Annotated in this window: 16 protein-coding genes and 1 tRNA gene; 9 read left to right on the forward strand and 8 right to left on the reverse strand. The window is 68.9% G+C overall.

All coding sequences use genetic code 11. The features are described from left to right. Positions 1 to 280 precede the first annotated feature (280 nt). Positions 281 to 1,216, forward strand: coding sequence for a tyrosine recombinase (locus tag Q0309_RS12130; RefSeq protein ID WP_299441181.1), 936 nt, complete (start codon positions 281 to 283; stop codon positions 1,214 to 1,216). Beyond that, on the forward strand, positions 1,213 to 2,442 hold the full coding sequence (locus tag Q0309_RS12135; RefSeq protein ID WP_299441184.1) for a D-alanyl-D-alanine carboxypeptidase family protein: 1,230 nt from the start codon (positions 1,213 to 1,215) through the stop codon (positions 2,440 to 2,442). The genes Q0309_RS12130 and Q0309_RS12135 overlap by 4 nt, the downstream gene beginning before the upstream one ends. 73 nt (positions 2,443 to 2,515) lie before the next feature. Here Q0309_RS12135 and Q0309_RS12140 read toward each other — a convergent pair whose 3' ends face one another. Beyond that, positions 2,516 to 4,510 (reverse strand): cache domain-containing protein, encoded by a 1,995-nt coding sequence (locus Q0309_RS12140; protein ID WP_299441187.1) that lies wholly within the window; start codon positions 4,508 to 4,510, stop codon positions 2,516 to 2,518. A 210-nt stretch (positions 4,511 to 4,720) separates the two neighbouring features. Next, positions 4,721 to 6,406 (reverse strand): thiamine pyrophosphate-binding protein, encoded by a 1,686-nt coding sequence (locus Q0309_RS12145; RefSeq protein WP_299441190.1) that lies wholly within the window; start codon positions 6,404 to 6,406, stop codon positions 4,721 to 4,723. A gap of 514 nt (positions 6,407 to 6,920) precedes the next feature. Here Q0309_RS12145 and Q0309_RS12150 point away from each other — a divergent pair. Further along, positions 6,921 to 6,997: transfer RNA gene (locus Q0309_RS12150), tRNA-Arg, on the forward strand. Between the two features lie 211 nt (positions 6,998 to 7,208). On the opposite strand, the gene Q0309_RS12155 is transcribed toward Q0309_RS12150, so the two are convergent. The 6 genes from Q0309_RS12155 to Q0309_RS12180 form a co-directional block, all read right to left on the reverse strand. Then, positions 7,209 to 8,825 carry a DUF1566 domain-containing protein gene (locus Q0309_RS12155; RefSeq protein WP_299441193.1) on the reverse strand — a complete coding sequence of 539 codons (1,617 nt, stop codon included), beginning with the start codon at positions 8,823 to 8,825 and terminating at the stop codon, positions 7,209 to 7,211. A gap of 86 nt (positions 8,826 to 8,911) precedes the next feature. Further along, positions 8,912 to 9,322 (reverse strand): hypothetical protein, encoded by a 411-nt coding sequence (locus Q0309_RS12160; RefSeq protein ID WP_299441197.1) that lies wholly within the window; start codon positions 9,320 to 9,322, stop codon positions 8,912 to 8,914. Continuing rightward, positions 9,319 to 9,693 (reverse strand): hypothetical protein, encoded by a 375-nt coding sequence (locus tag Q0309_RS12165; protein WP_299441199.1) that lies wholly within the window; start codon positions 9,691 to 9,693, stop codon positions 9,319 to 9,321. Before Q0309_RS12165 ends, Q0309_RS12160 begins: the two co-directional genes overlap by 4 nt. 226 nt (positions 9,694 to 9,919) lie before the next feature. Then, positions 9,920 to 10,573 (reverse strand): sulfite oxidase heme-binding subunit YedZ, encoded by a 654-nt coding sequence (locus Q0309_RS12170; RefSeq protein ID WP_299441202.1) that lies wholly within the window; start codon positions 10,571 to 10,573, stop codon positions 9,920 to 9,922. Between the two features lie 7 nt (positions 10,574 to 10,580). Next, the gene (msrP, locus tag Q0309_RS12175) at positions 10,581 to 11,534 is read right to left on the reverse strand and encodes a protein-methionine-sulfoxide reductase catalytic subunit MsrP (RefSeq protein WP_299441205.1); all 954 of its coding nucleotides are present in this window, start codon (positions 11,532 to 11,534) and stop codon (positions 10,581 to 10,583) included. 242 nt (positions 11,535 to 11,776) lie between these two features. Further along, positions 11,777 to 12,256: a DUF302 domain-containing protein gene (locus Q0309_RS12180; RefSeq protein ID WP_299441208.1), complete on the reverse strand. Its 480-nt coding sequence runs from the start codon at positions 12,254 to 12,256 to the stop codon at positions 11,777 to 11,779. Between the two features lie 262 nt (positions 12,257 to 12,518). Between Q0309_RS12180 and Q0309_RS12185 the strand changes: the two genes are divergently transcribed. The 6 genes from Q0309_RS12185 to lpxB all read left to right on the forward strand — a co-directional run bounded on the left by Q0309_RS12185 (position 12,519) and on the right by lpxB (position 20,801). Beyond that, complete coding sequence (locus tag Q0309_RS12185) at positions 12,519 to 12,944, forward strand: tellurite resistance TerB family protein (protein WP_299441211.1); 426 nt, start codon at positions 12,519 to 12,521, stop codon at positions 12,942 to 12,944. Between the two features lie 641 nt (positions 12,945 to 13,585). Next, positions 13,586 to 16,012, forward strand: coding sequence for an EAL domain-containing protein (locus Q0309_RS12190; RefSeq protein WP_299441214.1), 2,427 nt, complete (start codon positions 13,586 to 13,588; stop codon positions 16,010 to 16,012). 551 nt (positions 16,013 to 16,563) lie between these two features. Then, complete coding sequence (locus Q0309_RS12195; RefSeq protein WP_299441217.1) at positions 16,564 to 17,178, forward strand: OmpH family outer membrane protein; 615 nt, start codon at positions 16,564 to 16,566, stop codon at positions 17,176 to 17,178. Between the two features lie 213 nt (positions 17,179 to 17,391). After that, the gene (gene fabZ / locus Q0309_RS12200) at positions 17,392 to 17,862 is read left to right on the forward strand and encodes a 3-hydroxyacyl-ACP dehydratase FabZ (protein WP_299441220.1); all 471 of its coding nucleotides are present in this window, start codon (positions 17,392 to 17,394) and stop codon (positions 17,860 to 17,862) included. An 80-nt stretch (positions 17,863 to 17,942) separates the two neighbouring features. Next, a complete protein-coding gene (gene lpxA / locus Q0309_RS12205) occupies positions 17,943 to 18,749 on the forward strand; it encodes an acyl-ACP--UDP-N-acetylglucosamine O-acyltransferase (RefSeq protein ID WP_299441222.1) in 807 nt (268 codons plus the stop codon). Between the two features lie 18 nt (positions 18,750 to 18,767). After that, positions 18,768 to 20,801 (forward strand): lipid-A-disaccharide synthase, encoded by a 2,034-nt coding sequence (gene lpxB / locus Q0309_RS18635; RefSeq protein ID WP_366940610.1) that lies wholly within the window; start codon positions 18,768 to 18,770, stop codon positions 20,799 to 20,801. Positions 20,802 to 20,872 lie beyond the last annotated feature (71 nt).

Genomic DNA, 20,872 nt, shown 5'->3' on the forward strand with positions numbered 1-20,872 from the left:
TGGCCGCCGGGTCGTTCCTGACCGAGGCCGCCCATCCGGACCCGCGCGCCATGTGATTGCCTCCCGTCCCTTGATCCCAGTCTGCGCGGGCCGGGCGACCCCGGCCCGCCGTCATGCGAGAAGACCATTGGTATCATATGCCTCCTGGCCTCCGGCAAGGTCCGCGAAGGCCACAGCGGCACCGAAAACCCCGCCCAGGCCCTGGACAGACCCTGGACAGCCGCGTGGGGAATCCTGTCTTGTGGATCCTGTCGACCCCAGCGTCACGGAGCCCGCTCTCATGTCGCGGCATGTCGAGACCTTTCTGGAGATGATGGCCGTCGATCGCGGGGCCTCGCCGCACACCCTGGACGCCTACCGGCGTGACTTGGCGCTGCTGGGCGACTTCCTGGGCGGGACGGCGATCGACCGGGCCTCCACCGACGACCTGCGGGCGTTTCTTCAGGATCAGGCGGCGCGCGGCATGGCGCCGCGCACGGCGGCGCGGCGGCGGGCGGCGCTGCGCCAGTTCTACGCCTTTCTGGCCGCCGAGGGCCGTCGCCCCGACGATCCCGCCGATATCCTGGACGCGCCGCGCCTGGACCGGCCGCTGCCGAAGATGCTCGACGAGGCGGAGGTTGACCGCCTGCTCGATGCCGCCCGTGCCTGGGCCGGGCCGCGCGGGCTGCGCGCCTCGGCGCTGCTGGAACTGGTCTATGCCGCCGGACTGCGGGTGTCGGAATTGGTGGCCCTGCCGCTGGCCGCCGTGGCGCGCGATCCCGACGTTCTGCTGGTCCGCGGCAAGGGCGACAAGGACCGCGTGGTGCCCATCGGCGCGCCGGCGCGAGACGCGGTCAAGGCCTACCTGCCGGTGCGCGAGTCGTTCCTGGCGCCGAAGGGCGCGGCGCGGCGCGCCGGCCAGCGGTTCCTGTTCCCGTCCCGCGCGGCGGCCGGCCACCTGACCCGCGACGGCTTTTCCAAGATGCTGACCGAGCTGGCGGTGCGCGCCGGACTGCCGCCGGGACGCCTGAGCCCGCACGTGTTGCGCCACTCCTTCGCCACCCATCTGCTGGCGCATGGGGCCGATCTGCGCGGCGTGCAGGCCATGCTGGGCCACGCCGACATTTCCACCACGCAGATCTATACCCATGTTCTGGATGCGCGCCTTCGCGCCCTGGTGACCGAGCACCATCCCCTGGCCGGACTGGCCACCGCACGCGAACAGGAGTCCCCATGACACGGGCGATCTTGGGCACTCGCAGGCGCCTGCTCCGCGTGGGGGCCGCTCTGGTCCTTCTGGCGATCCTCATGCTCGCCGGCGCGCCGGCGAAGGCGTTCGAGGACCGCGGCGCGCATGTGGTCATCGACGCGGCCAGCGGCCGGGTGCTGGACGCCCGCAAGCCCAATCACCTGCGCTATCCGGCCTCATTGACCAAGATGATGACGGTGCTGATGCTGTTCCGCGCCCTGGACGCGGGCACCCTCACGCCGGAGACCGAGATCCCGGTGTCGGCCGAGGCGGCGGCGGCCAATCCGGTCAAGCTGGGCCTGCCGCCGGGGAGTTCGATCACCGTGGCCGAGGCCATCCCGGCGCTGATCGCCCGCTCGTCCAACGACGTGGCGGTGGCGGTGGCCGAGGCCCTGGCCGGCACCGAGCCGCTGTTCGCCCTGGAGATGACCCGCGTCGCGCGCGAGGAGCTGGGCATGACGCGGACCACCTTCCGCAATGCCTCCGGCCTGCCCGACGATGCCCACGTGACCACGGCGCGCGACATGGCGCGGCTGGCGCGGGCGCTGTGGCGCGATCACGCGGACCGCTTCCCGCTGTTCGCCACCACCACGGTTCGTCACGGCGGCCGGGCACTGCCCACCTACAACCCCTTGCTCGCCCGTTACGGCGGCGCCGACGGCCTGAAGACGGGGTTCACCTGCGCCGCCGGCTACAATCTGGCCGGCACGGCGCTGCGCGACGGGCATCGGGTGATCGCCGTGGTCATGGGCGCGGCCTCCAGCGCCGAGCGCCTGTCCACCATCACCGGCCTGATGGACACCGCCTTCGCGCGGCTGACCGAGGCGGAGGCGCCCGACGCCGCCCTGCCGACGCTGGCCGGGCTGACCACGCCGCGCCCGCTGCGCGCCGTGCCGCCGCCCGACGTCGAGGGGTGCGGCGGCCTGTACGCGGGCGGATGGGCCATCACCCTGGGAGCCTATCCCAGCCGGGGCTACGCCCGGGGGCTCGCCGCCAACGCCGCCCGGCGCCACGGCGGCAAGCCCATGACCGCGCCCGTCGGCACCGGCGGCATGATCCGCCACCATGCCTATGTGACCAGCCTGTCGCAGGGCCAGGCGCAATCCATCTGCCGCCAGCGTCAGGCGCGCGGGCACTACTGCCTGGTGCGCAGCCCACAGATGATGCGCGGCGCGCTGGAGGCGGTCACGCGCCTGCGCCGCTCCATGCGGTGAGGCGCGACACTCCCTTCGCCAGCCGCTCCGGTGCGACCAAGGGTGCGATCGATGGCGATGACGCCCGTCCCGTTCAGCGCGTGACTGCCTCGCCGTTCCCCGCCGAGCCCTGTGTGGCCAGGGGCAGCGAGACGTGGAAGGCGCTGCCAATGTCCGGCTCCGAGTCGACCCAGATGCGCCCGTCGTGGGTTTCGGCGATGCTCTGGCAGATGCTCAGTCCGACACCGGTGCCGGGATAGGTGCCGCCCGGGTGCAGGCGCTGGAAGATCCGGAAAATGCGGTCGTGGAACGCCGGGTCGATGCCCAGGCCGTTGTCGGTGACCGACATCACGCACGCCTCCGCCTCGATCCGGCTGGAGACCCGCACCTGCGGGCGGCGGTCCGGGTGGCGGTACTTGAGGGCGTTTTCCAGCAGGTTCTGGAACAGGCTGACGAGCAGGGACTCCTTGCCGCGCACGCTGGGCAGGCCGTCCGGGATTTCGACCATGGCATCGATCTCGCGGATGCGCCGGGTCAGGTTGGACCGGGCCTGATCCAGAACCCGGTCCAGCGGAACGGTGGCGAACGGCGTGTCGGAGGTCTTGACGCGGGCGTATTCCAGCAGGTCGCCGATCATGTCGTGCATCCGCTGGGCGCCGTCGGCGGCGTAGTCGATGAAGGTATCGGCGTCGGCGTCCAGCCGGCCCCGGTAGCGGCGCCGCAGCAGCCCCACGTAGCTGGAGATGATGCGCAACGGTTCGCGCAGATCATGTGACGCCACGTAGGCGAAGCGCTCCAGGTCGGCGTTCGATTTCTCCAGGCTTTCCGTCTGGCGTTCCAGGGCGGCCTCGGCGGCGTCGCGGCGGGCGGCCATGGCCCGCACGGCGATGGCCAGGCGGCGGCTTTCGCCGAACCGCGCGTCGTCGGGGTTCAGAACCTCCGGGTGGCGCCCGTCATCCTCCAGGAAGGTTTCGAGGCGCCGGACCTCGGCCCCCACACGCCGGGCGCTTTGCAGGGCAATGAGGTAACTGGCGGCCGCCATCAGCGCCATCAGGGCGGTGCCCAGGATCAGGTCGTTGAGCGCATCGCGGCGCATGACGGCGCCGATCTCGGCGATCGAGGCGTTGATGTCGTCGATGGACACACCCGCGCCGACATACCACTCCCATTCGGGCACCGGCAGGACGTAGCTGAGTTTGTGCTGCGGCTCGAGGTCTTCGTCGGTGATCGGAACGACGTACGAGACGAACCCGCCGCCGGCGCGGGCGGCGGCGGCCAGGTGCTGCACCACCTTGACGCCGTTGGGGTCCTCGACCGCCCAGACGGTCTGGCCTTGTGCCGGGCCGAGCAGGCTGCGGCCGTCCCAGGTGCCAGCGAAGATGTAGCCGTCGTTGCCGAAGTGGATGGCCTCAAGCTGGGCCAGGGTCTCGGCCTTGATGTCGGCGGTCATGTCGTCGACGTAGTCGCCGCAGGCAATGCCCCACCCCAGGGGCTCGAAGAGGGCGGAGTACGCGACCTTGAGGTGGCGCTCCCCGGGCTTGTTGGGGTGGCTCCAGAAGTACGTGTAGTACCCTTCGCGCTTCTCCCTCAGCATGTCGATCATGCGCGGCACGATGGGGCGCCCATCGGGATCGCGCACGTCGCGCAGGTCGGTGCCTTCCAGTTCCGGCATGGCCGCGTGCAGGATGCCCTCGCCGGTCTCCATGTCGAAAACATAGAAATAGCCGCGACCGCCGTCGAACCGCAAAGGGCGAAGAGCCTCGCGAATGGCGGCCCGGACGTCCGCCTCCGTGGCGTCCGGGGCGCGGTTGCGCCAGATGTTTTCGGCCACGTCCAGCGCCCGCTTGACCCGCTCGCGGATAACGCGCCGCAGCCGGGCCTCAATCGTGCGGCGATGGTGCTCGGCCGCATTGACGGCGGATTCGACCAGCGCGCGGATGTAGGTCCGGCGTTCCTCCATCAGGGTTTCGGCGCGCTGATGGATCTGGGCGTCCATGGAGCGGTACAGATTGATGCCCCAGTAGGCATACAGCGTCAGGAAGGCCAGGGCGAAGGCCACGAACAGCCGCACCGCCAGGGACCGGACCATGCCCGGGCGTTCCCGGGTCGACCCGGCGGGCGCGGCGGCAGTTGCAGCGGATGACGATCGACGCCAACGGATCATGAGGCCCCAGGGCGAAAAGGCGGACGCGCCAGATTGCCTTGCATCGTACTCAACGGTCACGGAGTTGCCCAGGGGGGCAGCGCATTTTTGATGTCCGGCGGCGGATCTGTTGCGCGGGCGGTGATGCCCTTGGGCTTAGGCGCGGAGGGTGCCGGCGCGGATCTGGCTCAGGGTGCGGGTCGGCGTGATCGCTTCCGGGTCGATCTGGATGTCCAGCAAGGCCGGACCGGCGTTGTTCTGGATGTGCTCGCGGGCACGGGCGAAGGCGCCGGCGAAGGCCTCGGTCGTGGTCACGCTCTCCCCGAACGCGCCGTAAGCCCGGGCCAGGGCCGCGAAGTCGGGATTGACCAGATCGGTGCCGGAGACGCGACCCGGATAGGCGCGCTCCTGATGCATCCGGATGGTGCCGTACATGCCGTTGTTGACCACCAGCACGATCACCGGCAGCCGTTCCTGGGCCAGGGTGCCGAACTCCTGGCCCGACATCTGGAAATCGCCGTCGCCCGTGACGCACAGCACCAGGCGGTCGGGGCACGTCAGGGCGGCGCCCAGGGCCGCCGGCAGGGCGTAGCCCATCGACCCCGACGTTGGTGCGAGTTGCGACCCGAAACGCCGGTAGCGGTGGAAGCGGTGCACCCATGTGGCGAAGTTGCCGGCGCCGTTGGTGACGATGGCGTCGGCCGGCAACACCTCTTCCAGATGCGCCATGATGGCGCCCATCTGCACCGCACCCGGACCATCCTGGGGCGGCGTCGACCACAGGGCATAAGCATGATGTGCGGCGCGCACCAGCTTGTCGTCGCGCCGGCGCAAGGGCGCCGGCACCGAGTCCAGCGCCGCCGCGAAGGCGCGGGGCGTGGCCGTGATGGCCAGGGCCGGCCGGTAGACGCGCCCCAGTTCCTCCGGGTCCGGATGGACATGAATCAGGGTCTGGCGCGGCCCCGGGATGTCCAGCAGCGTATAGCCCTGGGACGCGGCGTCGCCCAGGCGCCCGCCCACCAGCAGGACCACGTCGGCCTCGCGCACGCGCTTGACCAACGCGGGGTTGGCCGCCAGGCCCAGATCGCCGGCATAGTTGGGATGAGCGTTGTCGAACAGCATCTGGCGCCGGAACGAACAGGCCACCGGCAGCGCCCGGCTTTCGGCGAAACGGGTGAAGGCGGCCACCGCGTCGGCATCCCACCGGCTGCCGCCCAGGATGGCGATGGGGCGTTCGGCGCCGTCCACCAGCGCCGCCATACGGACAATGTCGCGCTCGCCGGGATGGGTTTCGACCGGCGCGAAGCCCTTCGGGAGCCGGAGGGCGGTGGCGTCCTCGCGCAGCATGTCCTCCGGCAGCGCCAGCACCACAGGGCCGGGCCGCCCGGCCGTGGCGACATGGAAGGCCCGCGAGATCATCTCCGGCACCCGCTCGGGGCGGTCGACTTCGGCGGCCCACTTGGTCAGCGTGCCGAAGACGCGGCGCGCGTCGATTTCCTGGAACGCCTCGCGGTCGCGCGATCCGCGCGGCACCTGTCCGACGAACAAGATCAGCGGCGTCGAATCCTGACGGGCCACCAGCAGCCCGGCGGCGGCGTTGGTGGCCCCGGGTCCGCGCGTCACGAAGACAATGCCGGGCTGGCCGGTCAGCTTGGCCTGGGCCTCGGCGGCCATCGCGGCCCCGCCCTCGTTGCGGCAGCAGATGTACTGGATCGGCGATTCATGCAGGGCGTCCAGCACCGGCAGGTAACTCTCGCCCGGGACGCCGAAAACGCGCCGCACGCCGAACCGTTCCAGGCAGCCGACCACCCATTCGCCGCCTGTTGCCGTGATCCGGTCCATGCGATCTCGCCTCCCCCTTCTGGGCCTCGACGAAAGGCCCGCCGTGTCCTGACCTGCGCGCCGCGCTGTTTCTGTCGCGCGGCGCGGCCGGAGTGTGGTCGAAACAGGGGCGGCCCGGCAAGCGGGAATGAGGCGATCGTGTGACGGTCCGCGCCGGCCCCGAATCCATAGCATCGGGGTCCGGTCAACACGCGAACGGCGAGACAACCAAAGTGTGATGTCGAACGGATCGGCGCAGCGACCACGCGCCAGCGGGACTTTCTTTGTCATCGCCAGGCATTTTTCGCGGGGCGGTGCCTGGGATCGACCCCCTTCTGTCGGTTCGCGGCGGGCAGGATGTGCCTGGACGACCTCTGTTTTTTCGTTTGGGCGCACAGAAACCGGATCATTCGCACAGCCCATGCAAGGGCGAGCCCCCGGGCGCGCCCGGCGGACCAGAGCGGCGTCCGGGCGATTTGGGGCTACACCATCCGCCCCGAACCGCGTTATGGTTGGCGAGCCGCACCCCCGCCGGGCGCCCGTAGCTCAATCGGATAGAGCATCCGCCTTCTAAGCGGATGGTTGCAGGTTCGAGTCCTGCCGGGCGCGCCATTTTCAGAGAAAATGGCCGCCCTTCTTCTTAAGCGGGCGCGCCATTTCGCCAGACGTCGGAACAACTCTTCGCCACCGCGATCTCCGGCAACACGGTTTGGTTGGGGAGGGTCGAGCAGCCCATGTAGTGATGCAACAGGCGGGCGAGGCGGCCGGCGACGAAACCGTCCGCCTCCAGACCCGACCGGGCCGCATCGGCGGCGGCGGCCGCTCAGGCCGCCTCGACGTAAAAGGCGATGCCCTCATAGAGGTACTGCGGTAGCGTGGCGTCTATGTCGGCCTTTTCGTCGTCGCTGATGGTAAAAAAGTGCGTCTTGGTCTCCGTATTATAGAACCGATACAGAGCCGTCCGGTCGTCCGCGTCCTCGGCATGGGCGTAGTACGCGATGTCTTCATACGTGTACTCGGGCAATGCATCGAGAATGCTGTCACGCTCCGCCTCGCTCGCGGTATAGAAATGCGTCCCTGTCTGAGTATTGTAGAACCGAAACACGGCCAGTCCGTCCTCGGCCGACGCATTCGAATCGAATGCGTTGCCTTCATAGCTGTAGTCCGGCAGCGAGGCGATGACGTTTGCCGCTTCCTCGTCGCTGGCTGTGAAGAAGTGGGTTTGGGTCTTGCTGTTGTAGAAGCGATGGATATCGAACGTGCTGTCGCGCGCCCCGGTGTCCAGCGTGACGGTGACGGTGTCGGGCGTCTCCATGACCGCCAGCGCGAAATTCTCGATGCGCACGACATCGCCCTGCGGACCGTGCCCATACGGATAGGCGCTGGCGTCGCCCGCCTTCCAGTCGCTGCGCTGGGCGCCGGCCCCGTGGACGTCCAGCAGGTCGTACGCACCGGTCTGCGGGTTTTCCATCCAGCCGAGCGCGCGCCCGAACGAAACATAGACCGCCTTGGAGCCCACGCCGCCCTCGACATGGGTGGTCGATGTCCAGAGATACGGATACTCGGGTTCGACGTCGGTGCCGATGTTGGTCAGCGAGAACAGCGGGTCGATGGCCGGCCCCGTGTTGTCGGCGGTCGGATTGGTCGGATCGGGGGCGCGGGTGTAATCGACGATGGACTGCAATTCCTTGGCGTTCGGCAGGCGCCAGTCGCCGCTGCCGCCGGCGACGAGCGTTTCCGCCCAGGCCAGGGCCTCTTCCCAACTCATGGCCGTGCCGCTGTCGGCCCGCAGCCAGGTCAGACCGGTGGCCCGGTCGGTGATGGTGCCGTCCCCGTTGTCGACGAAATCATTCTGGCCATAGTCGGTGGGGCCGCGCACGTACAGGACCTCGCCCAGCTTCGATGGGTTCGGATAGCCCTTGATGCGCCCGTCGGCGAAGTTGACGCCGAAGGTCGTCGGGCTGCCCCACATGGTGGTGCCGACGTACTCGGTCGAGGACCAGTACTGCGCGTCGATGAACCGTTCCCCGGCGGCCTCGTCCCCATACGAGAACGCGAACACGCTGTCGTCGAGGTAGGGGTCGGACGCGTCAGCGCTCTCGCCCGTGAACCCGCTGAAATCCATCAACGAGTACAACTCCTTGATGGTCGGCAGACGCCAGTCGGTGTAGCCGCCGGTCGCCGCCGACGCCGCCCTGTCCACGGCGGCCGCGTAGGACACGTTGGCCGCGGGCGTCTGCTGCCACATCAGGCCGGTGATCAGGTCCGTGACGGTGCCGTCGCCGTTGATCTGGTAGCTGGGCTGGGTGCCGCTGTATTGGGCGTCCTGGCCGTGGAACGCCTCGCCTTCCGAGGGCGGCTCGGCCAGCGCATCCCTGGTGCCGTACGTCGTGGTCTGGTTGGTGTCGACGATCGGATACGGAACCGATGTGCTGGCCATTGCCCCCTCCCCTGCCCGGCGATCGGCGCGCGGACCCATCGGCCCTCCGCGACAGCCCACCGGTCCGGATCAATACCATTGCGCCGTTAACAACCCGTTCTTGCTCTCGGGCCGGTCAGAGCCTGATACAGCGCGTAGGGCGTCAGCACCCACCGCGCGTGCAGACCGAGCAGCCGCTTGACCACCTCGACGCAGGTCAAGGGCGCCCATGGCGCCTCGCGTCGGGGCGGGCGGCGGGTGGAGGTCTCGACCACCGTGTGCCCCTGGGCGCGGAACCAGGCGGCCAACGCTTGCCCGTCATCGCCGGGCACGATGTCGACCGTGGCGCGGTGCGACAGCGGGTTGATCACCACCCAGTGACCCGGCCCCGCCAGCGCCACGAGAACGTGGCGGAACCCGGGGCGCAGCAGGCGCACCCATCGCGGCGCGTCTCCGTCGGTGAAGATCACCAGGGCGGGGGACGGCGGCGGGTTGTCGTGGTCGCCGGGCAGGATCATGCGACGATGCCCTTGGCGCGAAGCGGCGTCGTCAGGCGATCCAGCGCCTCGTCCCACAGGGCGGCGTCGGTCTCCTCCTCGGGCAGGCGGGCGTCGGGCGGCGTCAGCCGGCGGCCGTGCCGGTCCAGCACGCGCAGGTGATGGCGTTGCAAACGATCGGCGGCGGCCAGCCGGCGCACCGCGCGGACGATGTCATCGGGATCGCAGGGGCGCGCGGCGGCCAGGGGATCAGCGTCCAGACGCGCGCCCTCGGCCCGGTTGAGACGGGCGCGTTGCAGCCAGAACCAGGCCTCCTCGGCCGAGGCGAAGGGGGCCGTGGGCCGTTCGGCCAGCGGCCGGGGCACGTGCCGATTGCGGCGTTCCGAGGGCATGGGCGTCTCCGTGCGCGGTGGGGGAGACGCCCAACGGTGCCGGGCCAAGCGTGCGGAAGCAAACTCGGGGCGGTGCGGTGGCGTGGTTGGAGACAGTGTGTCGGGTGTCGTCACCCGCGTGGCGACGGGTACCGCCGATTATTGAAAACGACCGTTCCAGCTTGTTTATTTACTTGGCTCCGGTCACCCCACCATGTGTGCCGATTGCCTCTGGCTGTGGTCCGGTCTAGACGCTCTTGCCCACCTGCCAGCGGCCCAGGCGCACCGCGTAGAGCAGCACCAGGATCGAGATGTACAGCATCGGATCCGTGATGTCCGCCTTGACCATCAGGAAATAGTGCGCGGCGGCCAGGGCGCCAGCGGGATAGATCAGCCGGTGCAGTCGCTTCCAGCGTTTGCCGCCGAGGCGCTTGATCATGCCGCTGGTCGAGGTGGCGGCCAGCGGGATGAGGGCGACGAACGCCGCCATGCCGACCATGATATAGGGCCGCTTGGTCAGGTCGGACAGCAGCGTCGGCCAGTGCAGGCCGATGTCGATGACCACATAGGCCAGCACGTGCAGGCAGGCATAGGTGAACGCCCACAGCCCGATCATGCGGCGGTAGCGGATGAACCGCGCCGTCCGCGTCAGGTGGCGCAACGGCGTCAGGGCCAGGGTGATCACCAGCAGGCGCAAAGCCCAGTCGCCCAGGTGGCGGACGATGGTCTCGATCGGGTTGACGCCCAGGGCGCCGGTGGCCGTCCACCAGCCCAGGGCCAGCAGCGGCAGGGCACACAGCGTGAACACCGCCCACCACTCGACGCGGTCGCGGGTCAGGAGGGCGCGCGTCGGGCCGGCACGGTCGGCGCGGACCCGGGCCGTGAGCGTGGTGTCAGGCATGGGGTCCCTAGTACTGCTTGGTCAGGTCCATGCCGGCGTACAACGAGGCCACCTGGTCGGCGTAGCCGTTGAACATCAGCGTCTCGCGCCGCCCCCACTCGCCGATGCGGCGTTCGCGGGCCTGGCTCCAGCGCGGATGGTCGACGTTGGGATTGACGTTGGCGTAGAAGCCGTACTCCCATGGCGCCGACATGTTCCAGCTCGTGGGCGGTTGGGCCTCGGTGAAGGTGATGCGCACGATCGACTTGATGGACTTGAAGCCGTACTTCCACGGCACGATCAGGCGCACCGGCGCGCCGTTCTGATTCGGCAGGTCGCGCCCGTACAGCCCGACGACCAGGATGGTCAGCGGGTGCATGGCCTCGTCCATGCGCAGGCCCTCGCGGTAGGGCCAGTCGAGCACGCTGCGGCGCTGTCCCGGCATTTGCGTGGGGTCATGCAGCGTTTCGAAAGCCACGTACTTGGCGTTGCCGGTGGGCTCGAACCGCTTCAGGACCGTGGCCAGCGGAATGCCCACCCAGGGAATGACCATCGACCACGCCTCGACGCAGCGCAGGCGGTAGATACGCTCTTCCAACTGGTGGCTGGTGATCAACTCGGCGGCGCCCAGCGTGCCCGGCTTGGCACATTCGCCGCCCACCTCGATCTCCCACGGCGAAGTCTTGAGCTGCCCGGCGTAGCGGGCCGGATCCTCTTTCTGCGTCCCGAACTCGTAGAAATTGTTGTAGGTGGTGATCTCTTCGAAGCTGTTGGCGTCCTCGTCGGTCGACAGCGGGCTGGCCGCCACATCGGCCAGCGGCGCGTAGTCTTCACGTTTGGCGGCAGAGGCCCCGCCGGGCGCCAGTCCGGCCAGCGCCAGCGCGCCAGCGCCGGCCATCAGGCGGCGGCGGTCGAGATAGACCGATTCGGGCGTGATCTCCGACGGGCGCGGATCGGTGGGCGCGCGGAAACGCAACAGCATGGCTCGAACCCTTCCTGCGGTGGGCAGCGGCACGGAGGTGGAGAGCGACGCGGGCGGGCGCGAGCCTGCCCATCTCATGGTCCTCCATGGTTCTCAGGATCGAGTTTGAATGTGTCTATTTTGCGTTTCGTTTGGGTCCGGTCGCGGGCGCGCCCGGACAACACGGGGTGGACGCGCCCGCCGTGGGACGGGAGTCTCCCTGCTGGCGATCCGGCGCTCGGAGTCCGAGTTATTGCCGCAGGTCACTCCTTGACCGCGTGGGCGGCGAACCCCTCCAGCGCGGCGGCCATGCCCTTGAACGGTTTCATGTCGGCGTCCAGACCATGGCGCTCGGCCAGATAGGCCGGGTCGTTGTAGGCCAGCCAGGTCTGGCCGTCGGCGTCTTCCCACACCACCGCCTTGACCGGCAGGTCGATGCCGATGGCCGGGTTGGCGCTCATCAGGGGCGCGCCGATCTTGGGCGTGCCGAAGATCAACAGGTGGGTGGACGGCATGGTCAGGTCCATGGCGCTGGCGTTGGCGCCGTGGTTGATGTCGGCGAACAGGGTGATGCCCTTGTCGGCGATGGCTTCCTGCAGGCGGGCGATGGTTTCCTCGACCGAATGGGGGCTTTGCAGACGCACCAAGCCGTCGTCGGCGGCCACGGCGGGCGCGGAGACGCTGGCGGCGAACAGCAGGCCCGCCACGGCGAGCGGCGCGAGGGCGCGGAAACGAAGGCACATGATTGAAGGTCCTCCCTGAAACGTTGAACAATCCGTTGGGTCCCCGTGGTCAGGGACAGGGGTCATCTCATACTCACATGGTCGGAGATACGGCGATGACAATGCGCAATCCGGCGGTGGCCAATCCGGGGGCATTCGCGGGCCGTCGCGCGCCGAACCGGGCGGGCGCGCCGTTTTTCTTGAGCGGCATGGCGGGGCGGGAGTAGAGTTCCATCCATCGACGCCGATGTTGGCGACCGCCCCTATTGTGAGACCCACCGGAATGGATACCGTTCAAGTGACCCTGTCCGCCCAGGAAGCCCTCGTCTACACCATGGTCCTCGCCTCGGCCGTGGACAACGACATGAAGGATGTCGAATGGCGGGCGATGGCGGACATTGTCCGCGGGCTGCCCGTGTTCGAAGGCTTCCAGTCCGAAGACCTGCCGCGTCGGGTCGAGTCCTGTATGCAACTGGTCTCCTCCGGCGAGCATGGGCTGGAGGATGCGGTCGCGGTCATCCGCGAAAGTCTGCCGCCGCATCTGCGCGAGACCGCGTATGCGCTGGCGCTCGATGTGGTCGCGGCTGACGGCATCGCGGTGCAATCGGAACTGCGGCTGCTGGAAATCCTGCGCCATCGTCTGGACATTGATCGGCTGGTGGCGGCCGGGATCGAGCGCGGCGCCCGGGCGCGCTGGGCCAAGGCCTGAGCGGCGCCCGCCCAGGTGGCGGGCGCTGGGTTGGGGGTCGTGTGGGGACCGGTCCGCGCCGTGTCGCCGTCCCACCTGCCCATCCTGAGTCCTGCTCGAATTGCGTATGGCAGGGTCCGCGCGTAGCCTTCAGGGACAGGGGCGCGGCTGACAGGGACCCTCTGTCTCGCTCTTTTGTCGCGCTATTTCAATGGGATGGGGCGGTATTTCCGACACATCATCTCGAAATGTGTTGTAGCACGATGAATTATATTGATTTTCCGGGCGCGCTAAAGGACCCTGGTAAAAACTGGCGACGCCCCTCGTAAATAACCGGGAAAACCCGGGCCATCCCCATTTCAGCAGATCAGTAGACCAGTGGCGAATTTGTCCGCATCAGGCCGTCTCGCGCCGTTCCATTGTGCCAGCCCCGGATGTTTCGACGTCCAGCGGTCAGGGCGCTTGCAAACGTCGGCCGGTTTGGGATCGGCCCGCACGTCCTTGAGGAGACCGCTGTGACGTCCCGACGCCGGAACGACAGACGAGTCCTGAGCCCGGCAGGGGAGGGAGTCGGGAGCGGTGGCCCCCCCTCGGCGCGGCCCCTGCCGCCGGGAATTGCGGAAGGCGTTGTCCTGGATCATCTGGACGCGGGACTGGCCGTCGTGCGGGACGAGGCGATCGTGTTCGTGAACCGGGGCTTCGTCCGGCTGAGCGGGCGTCAGGCCGATCAAGTGCTGGGCCGCGACTTGCCGGCTCTGTTCCTGGAAGACGACCGTCAGGCCGTTCGGCAGGCCCTGGACAACCCACGAGGCCCCGAGGCCAGTGTCACCACGCCGACCACGGTCCGGCTGCGGCGTCTGGACCGCGACGACCCCGTTAGCGTCACTTTTCTTGCCACGCGTCTGCCGACCCTAGAGTCCGGCGCCCAGGCGGACTCTGGCCCATCCGATCCGGTCCCGCCGCTGGTCCTGGTCACGGTGGCCGATGCCACCCACGCCGCCGAAATGGCACAGGCCCTCCGCGACAGCGAAGCCCGGTATCGCGGCCTGTTCGAGAACGCGGTCGAAGGCATCTATCAGACCACACTGGACGGCCGGTATGTCACGGTCAACCCGGCGCTGGCGCGCATCTACGGGTATGAAACTCCGGAGGAGTTGATCGCCAGCCGCACCGACATCGCCCACCAGACCTACGTGGATCCGGACGTGCGCGCCCGGTTCATCGACCTGATCGACAGCGAGGGCATGGTCGAGAACTTCGAGGCCCAGGTCTTCCGCAAGGACGGCTCGATCATCTGGGTCACCGAGAACGCCCGCTGTGTCCGGGGCCAGGACGACGAGATCCTGTATTTCGAGGGCACGGTCCAGGATATCACCGAACGTCGGCAGGCCGACGCCGACCTGCGCCTGATGGCCAAGGTGGTCAACAGCGTGCACGAGGGCATCGTCATCATCGACCGCGAGGGCTTGGTCTGGGGCGCGAACGAGGCCTATCAGCGGATGACCGGCCACGAGGCCGCCGACCTGCTGGGCCGCCCGGCCCGCCTGACCACCCCGGAACTGCACGAACCCAATTTCGAAAGCTCGATCCTCGCTCGCGTCGACCGCGAAGGTCACTGGATCGGCGAGGCCTGGGCGCCGCGCCGCAACGCGCCTCCGTTCCCCATGGAGATGTCGGTGACGGCGGTGCGCGACCGCTCGGGCGCCCTGACGCACTTCGTGGCCGCCTGCACCGACATCACCAAGCGCAAGCGCGACGAGGAGCATATCCGGTTCCAGGCCAACTACGACATGCTGACCCACCTGCCGAACCGCTACCTCATCATGGACCGCCTGGAGCAGGCCATCCTGAAGGCGCGGAGGGACGGGACACGGGTGTGCGCGCTGTTCCTGGACCTGGACCGGTTCAAGAACATCAACGATTCCTATGGCCACGCGGCCGGCGACGAGGTTCTGAAGCTGGTGGCGCGGCGCCTGCGGCAGGTGGTCCGGATGTCGGATACCGTCGGCCGGCTGGCCGGCGACGAGTTCATCATCGTGCTGTCCGAGGTGGCGGACGGCGACGTGGGCGGTCAGGTGGCCGAGAAGATCATCGAGGTCCTGTCGCAGCCGTTCAACATCCTGGATGCCGAGATGTTCTGTATGCCGTCGATCGGCATCACCTACTTCCCGGACCAGGCGGACACGGTCGAGACGCTGCTGCGCAACGCCGATATCGCCATGTATCACGCCAAGCATTCCGGCGACCGGCGCTATCTCACGTTCTCGCCCGACATGGCGCAACGCTCCGTGGAACTGATGAACCTGGAGACCGACCTGCGCCATGCCATCAACCGCGATGAACTGGAACTGCATTATCAGCCCAAGGTTGGCATCGACGGCCGCACCGTGGTCGGCGCCGAGGCCCTGATCCGATGGCGGCACCCGCGCCTGGGGCTGATCGGACCGGGCGAGTTCATTCCGCTGGCCGAGGAGTCGGGTCTGATCATCCCCATCGGCCGCTGGACGCTGGCCGCCGCCTGCCGCCAATTCATGGAATGGCGTAGCCAGGGCATCGCGCCGCCCAGCGTTTCGGTCAACGTGTCGGTGCGCCAGTTCAATGACTCGCACCTGCTGGAAAGCGTGCGCGATGTGCTGGACAGCACCGGGATGCCCCCCGGCTGCCTGGACCTGGAGATCACCGAAAGCGTCATGATGGGCGACGTCGAGCGCGCGGTGTCGACGCTGAACGCGCTCAAGGCCATGGGGGTCACACTGTCCATTGACGACTTCGGCACCGGGTATTCGTCGCTGAATTACCTGAAGACCTTCCCCATCGACACCTTGAAGATCGATCAGACCTTCGTGCGCGACGTCGAGCGCGACAGCAAGGACGCGGCCATCGTCGCGACCATCGTGTCGCTGGCCAAGAACCTGGGCTTCAAGGTTGTGGCCGAAGGCGTCGAATCCCGCGCCCAGATGGAGTTCCTGCGCGAGAGCGAATGTTCCCTGTTCCAGGGCTATTGGGTCAGCCGGCCGTTGCCGGCGGTCGATTTCAGCATCTACTTGCAGGGAGCCGGCGCACCCGAGAGTGTAGCGCGCGACGGCTGAAGCGTCCTGGCTCGACGCCGATCCATCCCCTCCGCCCGCCGTGGGCCAGCCTATCTGATTCACACAACTTTGTTTCCGTTTTTCATTGCGAGGCGCGTAGCGCCGAAGCAATCCAGGGCGGATACTTGCGTTTTTCGCCCTGGATTGCTTCACCCTCGTCTTGCGACGAGGGTTCGCAATGACGGGTCATGGTCCTGTTCGCAGCCGTCGTAGGGTGCGTCTGGAGGCGGCGCCGCCGCCGACGACGCACCAGGTGGCCGCGATGGCCGCGAGGCGGTGCGTCGCCCGCCGCGTTCGCGGCGGTCAGATGCACCCTACGAGCTACGAGCTGGCGGAGAAGTGTGAATATGATAGCCGGAGGGGGGAGAAGAACAGGCCGGCACCGACCGCAACCGGCGTTTTCCCACCAACCTGAGAATTGCTGGGCCACCGGCTGCACGGTTCCCAACCCGCCGGTGACGGTTTAGAGTGCCGCGCCGGTCCGGATCGCTCCATCCGGGCACCGGCCGCCACCGCACCGCACCTGATCATTCCCTGCGACCGAGGTCACGATGGTTTCCTTGTCTTCCGTTCTGCTTCCGCGCCCGGCCTGGCTGACGGCGCTTGTTGCCGCGATCGTCCTGGCCGCCGCGCTGCCGGCCGGCCCCGCCCGCGCCCAGGACTCCTTCCCCAACGCCGCCATCGGCATCATCGACATGCAGCGCATCCTGCGCGACTCCACGGCCGCGCAGGGCGTCGACCAGAGCCGGCAGCAGTACCTGGAGACCTACAACAAGGAAACCGCCGCCGAGGAACAGACCCTGCGCGAAGAACAGCGCGGCTTGGCACTCGGCCCGAACGAGGCCCCCACCCCCGAAATGCAGCAAAGGGCCCAGGCCTTTCGCGGCAAGGTGGCCCAGTTCGAACAGCGCGTCGCCGAGCGCCGGCGCAACCTTGAACGCGCCCTGTCGCTCGCCCTGTCGAAGGTGCAGCAGATGATCACCGTCGTCGCCGACGAGGTGGCGGCGGAACGTGGCATCAATCTGGTGCTGTATCGCTCCCAGGTGCCGCTGTTCGATCCGCGCATGGAAATGACCGAGGACGTCCTGACCCGCCTCAACGAGCGCCTGCCGTCGGTCGAATTCCCCGACCCCGCCACCGTCTCCGACGCCGGCGACGGGCAGTAGTTCGCGAAAGCCCCCGGGCGCGGCGCGGCCGGGGCCTCCGGAACCGCGCATGTGGCGGCGCACACTCTTGTCACGGCCGGTCAACACGATATTGTTGGCCGCGTGGTGCGCCCCTGAAACGCACCCGGGGAAATACCGCCGCGTTTCAGGGGGCGCCACATCGGCCACAAGGGATGGCTTGAGGGTTGGCGGGTTAGGGAAGGCAGGAACAGGATGGACGACTTCGGCACGATCCAGGACGACAGCTTTGTCATTGAGGCGGACCGCATCCGCGACATGATCCCCCATCGCTATCCGTTCCTGATGGTGGATCGGATCATCGACGTGCACCTGGGCGATCGCGCCACCGGCATCAAAAATGTCACCAACAACGAACCGCACTTCCAGGGCCACTTCCCGAACCGCGCGGTGATGCCCGGCGTGCTGGTCATCGAGGCCATGGCCCAGACGGCGGGCGTTTTGGTCGTGGCCACCCTGGGGCCGGAGGCCGAAGGCAAGCTGGTCTATTTCATGAGCGTGGACGCGGCGCGATTCCGCAAGCCCGTGGTGCCCGGCGACCAGTTGCTGCTGCACGTCGACAAACAACGCAATCGCGGCAACGTCTGGAAGTTCACGGGCCGCGCCATGGTGAACGACACGCTGGTCGCGGATGCCACCTTCTCGGCCATGATCGTCGACGACTGATCGTCGGTCTCGGCATCATCCGCCCGCGCTCCGCGCTGCCCTGCCCCGCTGCCTCATCACGTCAAGGGACTCCCGGCCTCATGCCCCAGGTGCACCCCACCGCCATCGTCGACCCCGCCGCGACCCTGGACGAAGACGTCACCGTCGGCCCGTATTGCACGGTCGGCCCCGACGTCATGCTCGGCGCCGGCGTTTCCCTCCTGTCCCACGTGGTGGTCGACGGCCGCACCCGCGTCGGCCCGGGCACGCGCGTCTTTCCCTTCACGACGCTCGGCCTGCCGCCGCAGGATCTGAAGTACAAGGGCGAACAGACCGACCTGATCATCGGCGCCAATAACACCATTCGCGAGCACGTCACCATGAACCCCGGCACCGCCGGCGGCGGCGGCGTCACGCGCATCGGCGACGGCGGCTTGTTCATGGTCGGCTGTCACGTGGCCCACGACTGCCAGATCGGCGACGGCGTCATCCTGGCCAACAACGTCCTGCTGGCCGGCCATATCCACATTGACGATTGCGCCATCCTGGGCGGCGGCAGCGCCGTGCACCAGTTCGTGCGCATCGGCAAGCACGCCATGGTGGGCGGCGTCTCCGGCGTCGAGACCGACGTCATCCCGTTCGGCTCGGTCATGGGCAACCGCGCGCGGCTGCACGGCCTGAACCTGATCGGCCTGAAGCGGCGCGGATTCTCGCGCGAGGAGATCCAGGCGCTGCGGTCGGCCTACCGGATGCTGTTCGAGGACGACGGCGTCATCGCCGACAAGGCCGAGGAGGTCGCGGCCAGCTTCGACGGCGTCGCGCCGGTGATGGAGGTGCTGGAGTTCGTGCGCGGCGACTCCAACCGGGGCCTGTGCCGGCCGGCGCACCCCGGCACCGAACTCGCCTGACGGCGTCGCGCGACCCCCATGACGCCCCCCCTCGCCCCGGACTCTCCCCTGGCCCTGATTGCCGGGCGCGGCGACCTGCCCGTGCGCATCGCCGAACGCTGCCGCGCCGAGGGGCGGCCCCTGCATGTCATCGTCATCAAGGATCACGGCGACCCCGACGCCTACGCGGCCCTGGACGTGCCCACGGTCACGTTTCGGCTCGGCCAGGGTGGCTCGGCCTTGGCCTATGTGCGCGAACACGGCATCCGCGACCTGGTGCTGGCCGGTGGCGTGCGCCGGCCCAGCCTGACCAGCCTGTGGCCCGACGCCTACACGGCGCGATTCGTGGCCCGGGTCGGAATGCGCGCGCTGGGCGACGACGGCCTGTTGCGCGCGGTCATGGCGCAGATGGAGGCCGAGGGCCTGCGGGTCCATCCCGTGCCCGCCATCCTGAACGACGGGCCGGGCGCGGCCGGCGTGCGGGGCCGGCACGCGCCGGACGACGCGGCCTGGGTCGACATCCGCCGGGGCCAGACGGTCGCCCGCGCGCTGGGCGCCGCCGACGTCGGCCAGTCCGTGGTGGTGCAGCAGGGCGTGGTGCTCGGCGTAGAGGCGGCCGAAGGCACCGATGCGTTGCTGGCGCGGTGCGGGTCGCTGCGCCTGCCCGGCACGGGTGGAGTGCTGGTCAAGGTGTGCAAGCCAGGCCAGGACACGCGGGCGGACCTGCCGACCCTGGGCGTGGCCACGGTCGAGGCGGCACACGCCAGCGGCCTGCGCGGCATCGCCTACGAGGCGGGAAACACGCTGTTGGTGGCGCCCGAGGCCATGGTGACCCGCGCCGACGCGCTGGGCCTGTTCCTGATCGGCCTGGATACCGAGACAGACGCCGAGACCGACACGCCCGCCCGGCCCGACGACGGTCCCCTGGTCTACCTGATCGCCGGCGAGCCGTCCGGCGACATCCTCGCCGCCCGCGTGATGGCCGCCCTGCGCGCGCGGTTCGACGGGCGGCTGCGCTTCGCCGGCATCGGCGGCGAGGCCATGGCCGAGCAGGGCCTGGACAGCCGCATTGATCAACGCGAACTGGCCATCATGGGCTTCCTGGAAGTGCTGCCGCGTGCTCTCGCCCTGAAGCGGCGCATCGCCGAAACGGTGGCCCATATCGAGGCGTCGCGCCCGGCGGTGGTCGTCACAGTGGACTCGTGGGGGTTCACCGGGCGCGTGGCCAAAGCCCTCAAGGCGCGGGGCTCGACCATCCCCCGCGTCCACTACGTCGCCCCCATGGTCTGGGCGTGGAAGGAAAACCGCAAGCACGCGGTGGCCGAGCGGATTGATCACCTGCTGACCCTGTGGCCGTTCGAGTGCGCGTATTTCAGCCCGCTGGGGCTGGCCTGCACCCACGTCGGTCACGCGGTGGTGGAAAGCGGCGCCGATGCGGGCGATGGCGCGGCGTTCCGGTCTCGGCACGGTATCCCGGCGGACGCCCCGCTCCTGATCGTCCTGCCCGGCAGCCGCAGCACGGAGGTCCGCCGCCTGCTGCCCGTGTTCCGGGCCGCCGTGGCGCGGCTGGCGGCCGACCGCCCGGGCCTGCGTGTGGTGGTGCCGACGGTGGCGACCGTGGCCGACACCGTGGCGGCGGCCCTGAGCGACTGGCCGGTCCCGGCCATCGCCGTGCGCGGCAGCGCCGAGAGGCACGACGCGTTCGCCGCCGGCACGGCGGCGCTGGCGGCGTCGGGGACCGTGAGCCTGGAACTGGCCATGGCCGCCGTGCCGCACGTGATCGCCTACCGCGCCAACCCGGTCTCGGCGACGCTGTTCCGGATGATGACGTCGCTGCGATTCGCCGGCCCCGTGAACCTGCTGATGGATCGCCTGGTGGTTCCGGAACTGCTGCAGGAAAAGTGCCGGCCGGATGCCCTGGCCGCCGCCGTCGCACCCCTTCTGGGCGACGACCCGGCGGCGGCGCAGCAGCGCCGGGATCTCGCCGACGCGCGCCAGCGGCTCGGGGCCGCGCACGACATCCCGCCGAGCGAGCGGGCGGCGGCGGTGATCGCCGCGATGATGGGACCCTGACGATATCTGCCGCAACCAAAGGAAGAGGGCGTGCGTGAACTCCGAACACATCCACTCCCAGCCGCCCGTCG

Origin of the sequence: uncultured Rhodospira sp., assembly GCF_937138205.1 — a bacterium.
Taxonomy (GTDB): Bacteria; Pseudomonadota; Alphaproteobacteria; order Rhodospirillales; family Rhodospirillaceae; genus Rhodospira.

Coding starts and splice junctions, on each gene's coding strand:
- Q0309_RS12130 (WP_299441181.1), top strand. CDS start 281: ATGTCGCGGCATGTCGAGACCTTTCTGGAGATGATGGCCGTCGATCGC.
- Q0309_RS12135 (WP_299441184.1), top strand. CDS start 1,213: ATGACACGGGCGATCTTGGGCACTCGCAGGCGCCTGCTCCGCGTGGGG.
- Q0309_RS12140 (WP_299441187.1), bottom strand. CDS start 4,510: ATGGTCCGGTCCCTGGCGGTGCGGCTGTTCGTGGCCTTCGCCCTGGCC.
- Q0309_RS12145 (WP_299441190.1), bottom strand. CDS start 6,406: ATGGACCGGATCACGGCAACAGGCGGCGAATGGGTGGTCGGCTGCCTG.
- Q0309_RS12155 (WP_299441193.1), bottom strand. CDS start 8,825: ATGGCCAGCACATCGGTTCCGTATCCGATCGTCGACACCAACCAGACC.
- Q0309_RS12160 (WP_299441197.1), bottom strand. CDS start 9,322: ATGATCCTGCCCGGCGACCACGACAACCCGCCGCCGTCCCCCGCCCTG.
- Q0309_RS12165 (WP_299441199.1), bottom strand. CDS start 9,693: ATGCCCTCGGAACGCCGCAATCGGCACGTGCCCCGGCCGCTGGCCGAA.
- Q0309_RS12170 (WP_299441202.1), bottom strand. CDS start 10,573: ATGCCTGACACCACGCTCACGGCCCGGGTCCGCGCCGACCGTGCCGGC.
- msrP (WP_299441205.1), bottom strand. CDS start 11,534: ATGCTGTTGCGTTTCCGCGCGCCCACCGATCCGCGCCCGTCGGAGATC.
- Q0309_RS12180 (WP_299441208.1), bottom strand. CDS start 12,256: ATGTGCCTTCGTTTCCGCGCCCTCGCGCCGCTCGCCGTGGCGGGCCTG.
- Q0309_RS12185 (WP_299441211.1), top strand. CDS start 12,519: ATGGATACCGTTCAAGTGACCCTGTCCGCCCAGGAAGCCCTCGTCTAC.
- Q0309_RS12195 (WP_299441217.1), top strand. CDS start 16,564: ATGGTTTCCTTGTCTTCCGTTCTGCTTCCGCGCCCGGCCTGGCTGACG.
- fabZ (WP_299441220.1), top strand. CDS start 17,392: ATGGACGACTTCGGCACGATCCAGGACGACAGCTTTGTCATTGAGGCG.
- lpxA (WP_299441222.1), top strand. CDS start 17,943: ATGCCCCAGGTGCACCCCACCGCCATCGTCGACCCCGCCGCGACCCTG.
- lpxB (WP_366940610.1), top strand. CDS start 18,768: ATGACGCCCCCCCTCGCCCCGGACTCTCCCCTGGCCCTGATTGCCGGG.